This window comes from Leisingera caerulea DSM 24564 (assembly GCF_000473325.1).
GTDB lineage: Bacteria > Pseudomonadota > Alphaproteobacteria > Rhodobacterales > Rhodobacteraceae > Leisingera > Leisingera caerulea.
The window spans coordinates 3,199-10,405 of sequence record NZ_KI421515.1; the positions used below are offsets into that span (position 1 = coordinate 3,199).

The window sequence follows — 7,207 nt, forward strand, 5'->3', positions numbered from 1 at the left end:
CATGAGTGATCTCGGCGCCTTGGCGCTGCGCATATTCCAGATGTTTACGCAGCCCTTGCGGCAGGTAATAGTCGTCCGCGTCAAGAAAGGCGATATGCGCGCCCTGCGCCACATCAATGCCAGTATTGCGCGACGACGGCAGCCCGCGGTTTCGCGCGTGATGCGTTACCTGCACGTTCTCCGGGAATCCCAAGCCGTCGAAAAAGGCCTGCGGGAAGGTATCCGGGTTGTCGTTGACGATGATGACTTCAACCGAACCGATCCCCTGCGACAGGACGGAATTGACCGCCGTTGTGAGGAATGCGGTTTCATTATAGAATGGGATGATCACCGATAGAGACGTGCTGGGGCTCATAATTTTTCCGTCGTGGGACACAAACAGGGGTGGGTCAGCCACTGGTTAAAGGCAGCCATGCCGCGGCGCAACCGTAAGATGGCTGCGGCGCGGAGGAACCGCGGAAACAACCCCGGCCTGTGCCGTCTCGTGCGCAGAAATCCAGCAGCGGCAGCGCTTGCTTCGCAGGACCGGCTGGTGATACCACCAACCAAAACAGTCGGTATTCTAACGGCTTTCCCTCTTTCGCCGCTCCGAAGCCACAAGACAGAACTGGAAACCAAGTGCTGCTTTCACATCAGCATAAGTTCATCTACCTCAAGACCCACAAGACCGGTTCGACCTCGGCAGAGCTGGCGCTGGAGCCGTTCTGCGCGCCCCCCGGCCACAAGGTCTACCCCAACCGCGCCGCGCCACTGATCACCGAGTACGGCATCGTTGGCGCCCGGGCGCCGGGCCCCGCGGTGCTGTCAGCGCGCCGCAAAGATCCGGATTTCTTCTGGCACCACATGGGCGCGCGCAAGGTCGCGGAAAAAATCGGCGAAGAGTGTTTCCACGCCTACCGCCGGATCGCCTGCGTGCGCAATCCATTCCGTCGGCTGCTGTCGCAATACCTCTACAAATCGGTCTGGCTGGCGGGCGCTCGCGCCCCGGAATCCCTGGCCGAGGCCCGTGCAGGCTTCCGCGCCTACCTGTTTGCCGACCCCTATGACCTCTCCAACATGGAGCGGGTCAAGCGCGACAATTACCTCGCCTTCATCGGCGATAAAATGATCCTGACCGATTACCTGCGGCTGGAAAATCTGCAGGCGGATCTGACCGCCTTCCTAACCTCAGCCGGGGTGAAAGATCCGCAGGTCCGCCTTGAGCACGAGCGCAACAATGCCGGCAAGAAGCGGGACTGGAAGCTGCTCGATTTCTTCGATTCCCAGGACTTGGTCGACCGGACGTTGGAGATCGACGGCTGGATCTTCGATCTCGTCGGCTATTCCAAGGATCCCGCAGACGCCTGAAGCGGCGTCCCGGGACGCCGCCGCTGCGGGCACCGCTCAAAACGGCGCCGTGAAAAACGCCGGTGCCGCTTCACCCTTCTCCAGGCAGGCGGCAAAGCCGCGCGCCGCGTCCAGGGCCTCGCGGATGGTCACATCCATGTCCAGATAGCGGTAGGTCGCCAGGCGGCCGACAAAGGTGACGCCGGCGGTCTGTTCGGCCAGCTTGACGTAATCCGCGAGCAACGCCTTCTCCTTCACCTGGCGGATCGGGTAATAGGGGATGTCGCCGGGTTCGGCCAGGCGGGAGAACTCGCGGTACAGCACCGAGCCCTCGTGCTCTTCCCACGGCGCGAAATGCTTGTGCTCGGTGATGCGGGTAAAGGGCACCTCTTCCTCGCCGTAGTTCATCACCGCGCAGCCCTGATAGTCGCCCTGGTGGGTGAAGCGCTCGAAATCCAGGGTGCGGTAGCCGAGGCGGCCGAGCCGGTAGCCGAAATAGCCGTCCAGCGGCCCGGAGTAGAACACGTGGTCATACTCTGCGCCCGTCTCCGGGGTGAATTCGGTCTCCAGCTTCACGGTGATGTTCTCATGCTCGAGGATCTTTTCGATCATCGGCGTGTAGCCGTTTTCCGGCATCCCCTGGAACTGGTGGAAGAAATAGTTGTCGTCATAGTTGAACCGCACCGGCAGCCGCTTCAGGATCGAGGCGGGCAGCTCCGAGGGATGCATGCCCCACTGCTTGATGGTGTATCCCTTGAAAAACGCCTCATAGAGATCCTTGCCGACAAAGCGCATCGCCTGCTCTTCGAAGGTCTCCGGGGTCTCGATCGAGGTGTCGGCCTGCTCATTGACGATAAAGTCATGCGCCTCTTCGGGGCGCATGGTCTTGCGGAAGAACTGGTTGATGGTGTGCAGGTTGACCGGCAAGGAGAACACTTCCTGCTCGCCCGACAGCCCGCGGGTGGTGGATTTCACCCGGTTCTTGTAGGGCTTGAAGCTCTCAAACCGGTTCACATAGTCCCAGACCTCGGCGTCGTCGGTGTGGAAGATATGCGGGCCGTAGACATGCACCATCACGCCGGTGTCCGCATCGCGCTCGGTATGGCAGTTGCCGCCGGCATGCGGGCGGCTGTCCACCACGGTGATCTGATGGCCCGCTTCCGCCAGATGCCGCCCGATCACGGCGCCCGAGAGGCCTGCGCCAACGCATAGAATATTCATGTGATCACCTTCTTGTCTTCGCTCTGCACTCTGCCCATGAGCCCCGCGAGGCGGTTGAGCTGCGCCCATACGTCATCGATATGTTGCCTCTGCCGGATCCCGGCAGCGGCCTTTCCGTACTTGGATCCCGGAGCCTTGCGGAACCGGTAGTCATTGCGCCAGGCCTGAGGATCTGCCCGCAGCGGCGGCACCAGCGCCGCGGCCGCCTCCTGCATCTCGACCAACTGCGCAGCAGTGAAATATGCCTCCGCTTCCAAGGACTGCGGCTCTGGTAATGCAGATTCAACTGCGCCGTCCAGCGCAGCCTCCATGAGGGGCTTGCCGAAAAAAGCGTTATCCAAGGCCCGCGCATCCTTGATGAAGCGCGTTCGGAGGGCTCCTGCGCTTGCTTGGTCTAGCCGCAGCTTGCTACGCGTGCAGCCCTCCGGCAGCCCTTCCAGTGTCCGCCCCAAGGCCCCGCCCAGAGCCAGCCGCAAGGGCTTGGGCACTTCCAGACGAACCCAAGTCTCTTGGATCACCCGCATGGCCGTGATCTCCTCGACTGACAGAGAGGAATTGGCCGAGGTAGGAGCCTCCTGCAATGCAAAAGGCGCCCCTTCCAATATCTGATGGAAGAAATCCGCAACCACATCACCCTGGTGCAGTTTCGCAGGCACAAACGGCCGCAGCGTGAAGCGGCTGCCAAAAACGCTTTTCCAGCGTGCAAATCTCGGATAGTAATCCAGGAAGGGGCGCTGGGATATCTGCGCCGCAAAGTCGGACAGTGTGGTTAAAGTGCCTCCGGTCTTGACCCTGGTACCATAGGCAGAGGCCACCCAGGCAGCATGAGGCCGCACAGATGCTAGTACCAGAACACCATCAGCATGCTCAGGCAAATACTCATGCACGCAAAGCTGCAGCAGGTGCGGCCGCGCCTTGGCAAAGAATTCAGCCGAAATCACGCCAATATCGGCGTCTTCATGGCGCGCCCAATCCTGCTTCAGCCGGAACAGCTTCCGGCGGCGCTCCGGGCGATTGTCTTTCAGCAATGTATTGGCCAGTCCAGAGGCATTGAGCTCATGCTGCGGGGCGATTCTGACCTGATCACAACGCCACCTTCGATCAAAGAGAGCACGTTGGATGGAAGAGGACCCATTTTTGGGATCCCCAATGTGAAAAACAAGAGTTTTGATCATGGTGCCAGCCGCTCCCCTATGCCACCGCGGAGAAGGTTAGGTCAGGATGCCCGCTGGCTGAATGTCTTGCCTTCCAGCGCGCCCTCGGGTGCCAGCAGCAGATCAGCATCCAGATTGAACCGGCGGCGCATGACCTCACGGGCACGCCCAGCTTCCAAAACCCGGCCCCGGTTCAAGTTTGAAATACCGCCGTCGTTATCCCCATGCACCGAGCGCACATACATGATCCGCGAGGGGTCCATGAAACAGGGGTAGAACATGGCCGCGTCCCGGTGCCCCTTCAGGTAGTGATGGCCAATGTCTTCGCGCGGGCTGACAATGGTGTAGCCCATCGACAGCGGCACCCGGTCGCAAATGTCGATCAGCTGCGACCGCCCCTTCCCGTCGTTCTTCCAGTAAACGCCGCGGGTGGCGCTCAGAACTGTGGGTTTCTGGATCAGCCCGGCAGTGATCAGGCGGCGGGCGCGGCGGCGCAGGCTGCCGATAAAGTCCACGGCCAGCGCATCGTCATCATCCAGCCGGAACAGGCTGACGTGCTCGGCATCCGGATCGATTACCTGCTCGAACGCGCGGCGTACAGCGTCGGCCAGCGGCATCTGCGGCAGCNCAATGATCCGCACCCCCGGCACATCCGAGACAATCTCCTCCAGACGCCGACGGTGTTCTGGCGGCATACGTTCGGACACGAGGTAGATCATTGAGAAATTGCGGTCGCCTTGCGCCTTCAATGAATGCGCATTGAGCAGTTCCAGCATGCGGAAGCGGAAAGCGATCCGGGTTTCATCGAACAGCGCCCGCAGGAGCTGTGCTTCACCTTGGTGATCCCGTGCCGCCTGGAACCGGTCGGTGGCCGCGAAGGAGAAGGGAACAATCCCGATAATCTGGTTTTTCAAGGCAGCGCGTTCCTGCATCAAAGAAGTAAAAGCCACGCCCTGACTACCCGCCCCTCCCCAGCGCATCAAGAGCAATATCCCTGAGCAGGCGGGTGTTGCCGCTGCGCTATAGGCTGCTGCCGCAACCCGTCACATTCTGCTGGAGCCGCCGCCTGCAACCCGCTATGAGAAGCGCAACTGCGCGCCGCGGCCCGATCGGCAGCGAGGGAACAAGAGGGAACGATGAAAAAGCCGGTATACTCACCTCAGGCGGCTGCGGCAGAAGCCAGGAAGACGGCCCAGGAGATCCGCAGCCTGCTGCAGGAGGGGCACTTCAGCGAGGCGCGCAAGACGCTGGAAGCCCTGGGGAAATCCGACCTCCAAGTGAAACGCCGCCGGGTCCGGACCCGGCCCGCCGAAGACGTGCGGATCAAGCGCCCGGTGTTCATTTGCGGCCTGCACCGCAGCGGCACGACGCTGCTGCATGACTATCTTTGCGCCCACTACAGCGTCAGCTTCTTTCAATCGGCGAAGGTGCCGGAGAATGAAGGCCAGTTCCTGCAGGATGTCTACATGGCAGAGCGCCCGTTCGGCGGGCCTGGCGCCTTTGCCTTCTACCCCCAGATGCAGTTTGCTCCGCTGAAAAAACCGGAGCGCGCCCGCAAGGCTGCCAGCCGGCTGCTTGCCCAATGGGACAGCTGGGTCAGCGGGGAATCCCCGGTGCTGCTGGAGAAATCGCCGCCCAACATCATCCGGATTCCCTATTTCCGCAGCCTGTTCCCCGAGGCCCGTTTCATCGTCTGGACCAGAGACCCGCGGGCCGTTTCGCTGTCCACCCGCAAGTGGCACAAGCTGCCGGTGCCGCAGCTCATGGCGCATTGGAATACCGCCTACATGAAGGCGTTTCAGGATCTTGGCGAAGATTGCATCCTGGCCCGCTACGAGGATTTCTGCGCAGACCCGGCCGGCACGGCAGAGCGGATCGCGGCCTTCTGCGGTCTCAAAAAGCGCCCCGCCCCGCTGCCGCTGGCGGAGCGCTTCAGCGAAGTGAAGAACTCCAACGCCAAATACACCGCCGGGTTCCCTGAGACCTACCGGACGCGCAACCTAGTCCGGGCTTGGGAATATTTTGGCTACTCCCTCTCCAACGACACCGGAACCGCTTCCAATGACTGACGCCGCCGCGCCGCAAGAGCGCCCCATCGCCGTCCAGATCGGCTTCAACAAATGCGCCACCCTGTCGCTGACGCGGCTGTTCAACCGCAGCGGCGTTAACTCGCTGCACTGCAACTGGTCCAAGGGCAAGGGACGGCAGGAAAAACCGCTCTACCAAGCCAGGATCCACCGCAACCTGAGCACCGGCAGGCCCGCCTTTGCAGGGCTGGAGCGTTTTTCCGGATTCTTCGACCTGGAACTGATCCGCCCCAAGCGCCATTACGAGAACTTCAAACAGTTCCAGGCCATTGCCGAAGCCTACCCGAAGGCAAAATTCATCCTCAACACGCGCGACAAGGCCAAGTGGCTGCGCAGCCGCGCCCGCCATACGAACGGGCTCTACCTGTCCAAACACATGGCGTTCTACAACGAGAGCGAAGAGCAAGTGATCGCCCGCTGGGCGCAGGATTTCGACACTCACCATGCGCATGTCCGGTCCTATTTCGCAGACAAGCCCGGCCGCCTGCTGGAATTCGACATCGCTGCCGACCCCATCAATAAAATCACGGATTTCTTCGCCTCCGACTTCCGGCTAGACCCGGTCCATTGGGGGCATGCGCACAAAACCAGCGACAAAAGCTGGGCGCAACAGGAAGAAGACCGCTGGAGCAGTTTCGACTTCACGCGTTTCTGCGCCTGAGGGAGTGCAGCCAATGATACAGGATCTGCTCATTCACACAGGAGACCCCAAGACCGGAACCAGCTCGATCCAGTCGGTGCTGAACGCCGGGGCCTGGCGCTGCAGCACATCGCAGCTGGTGCCCCAAAGGCACCTCAACAACGCGCCCCTTGCCAACGCGCTGAAAGCAGACGCCGATCCCGCCTTTGTGCAGGCGCAGTTCGGCGGGCTGCGGGACTGGTTCGCGTCCCGCGGCAGCGGCACCGGCGTGATCTCCACCGAATTCCTGGCCCGGCGCGACCCGCACCGGCTGCGAGGCGTGCTAACAGATTATTTTCCCGGCCTGCCCGTGCGCACGATCTCCTACGTGCGCCCGCATGCCTCGCGCGCCGTCTCTGCCTACGGCCAGAGACTGAAAACCGGCACCTTTGACGGCTCGTTGCCGGAGTTTTGCCGTTTCATCAGCAGCGTTCCCACTCTGTACTACGCCAAGCGCTTCCCGGCCTGGCGCCAGGTCTTCGGCAGCGGCATGATTTTGCGCCCCTTCGTGCGCAGCGAGCTGCGCGAAGGCGATGCGGTGTCCGACTTTCTCTATCACGCCCTGGGCACCGGCGATTTCGAACTGCTGCCCCTGGACACAGTCAACGAAGCGCTCTCCGTGGCGGAGCTGTCAGGCCTGCGCCTTGTCCAGCAGGTCCTGCGCGGCCGGGAGGTGGCCGACCACCACAGGATGGCCCTTGGCGGCGCGCTGCAGCGCAAACTGTCCGCCGCCCCCGGGC

Annotated in this window: 8 protein-coding genes; 4 read left to right on the top strand and 4 right to left on the bottom strand. The window is 61.9% G+C overall.

The annotated features are described in order from the left end of the window. A partial coding sequence (locus CAER_RS28615; RefSeq protein WP_161631115.1) for a glycosyltransferase family 2 protein occupies positions 1 to 376 on the bottom strand: 376 nt, incomplete at its 3' end. Between the two features lie 242 nt (positions 377 to 618). On the opposite strand from CAER_RS28615, the gene CAER_RS0126865 reads away from it, so the two are divergent. Further along, complete coding sequence (locus CAER_RS0126865) at positions 619 to 1,347, top strand: sulfotransferase family 2 domain-containing protein (protein WP_027238259.1); 729 nt, start codon at positions 619 to 621, stop codon at positions 1,345 to 1,347. A 36-nt stretch (positions 1,348 to 1,383) separates the two neighbouring features. Here the strand turns inward: CAER_RS0126865 and glf are convergent, their stop codons facing one another. From glf to CAER_RS0126880, 3 genes are read right to left on the bottom strand one after another with little or no spacing between them, the layout of a single operon-like run. Then, complete coding sequence (gene glf / locus CAER_RS0126870; RefSeq protein WP_027238260.1) at positions 1,384 to 2,547, bottom strand: UDP-galactopyranose mutase; 1,164 nt, start codon at positions 2,545 to 2,547, stop codon at positions 1,384 to 1,386. Beyond that, on the bottom strand, positions 2,544 to 3,722 hold the full coding sequence (locus tag CAER_RS0126875) for a hypothetical protein (protein ID WP_154667877.1): 1,179 nt from the start codon (positions 3,720 to 3,722) through the stop codon (positions 2,544 to 2,546). Before CAER_RS0126875 ends, glf begins: the two co-directional genes overlap by 4 nt. Before the next feature lie 41 nt (positions 3,723 to 3,763). Then, positions 3,764 to 4,681, bottom strand: a complete 918-nt coding sequence (locus tag CAER_RS0126880) for a glycosyltransferase (protein ID WP_084299668.1) — start codon at positions 4,679 to 4,681, stop codon at positions 3,764 to 3,766. A 156-nt stretch (positions 4,682 to 4,837) separates the two neighbouring features. Here CAER_RS0126880 and CAER_RS0126885 point away from each other — a divergent pair, with 156 nt between their 5' ends. From CAER_RS0126885 to CAER_RS30110, 3 genes are all read left to right on the top strand, one after another. Continuing rightward, positions 4,838 to 5,770, top strand: coding sequence for a sulfotransferase family protein (locus CAER_RS0126885; RefSeq protein ID WP_027238263.1), 933 nt, complete (start codon positions 4,838 to 4,840; stop codon positions 5,768 to 5,770). Further along, a complete protein-coding gene (locus tag CAER_RS0126890; RefSeq protein WP_027238264.1) occupies positions 5,763 to 6,449 on the top strand; it encodes a sulfotransferase in 687 nt (228 codons plus the stop codon). The genes CAER_RS0126885 and CAER_RS0126890 overlap by 8 nt, the downstream gene beginning before the upstream one ends. A gap of 13 nt (positions 6,450 to 6,462) precedes the next feature. Beyond that, positions 6,463 to 7,207, top strand: a 745-nt coding sequence (locus CAER_RS30110) for a hypothetical protein (protein ID WP_036798095.1), incomplete at its 3' end; no start/stop codon positions are given.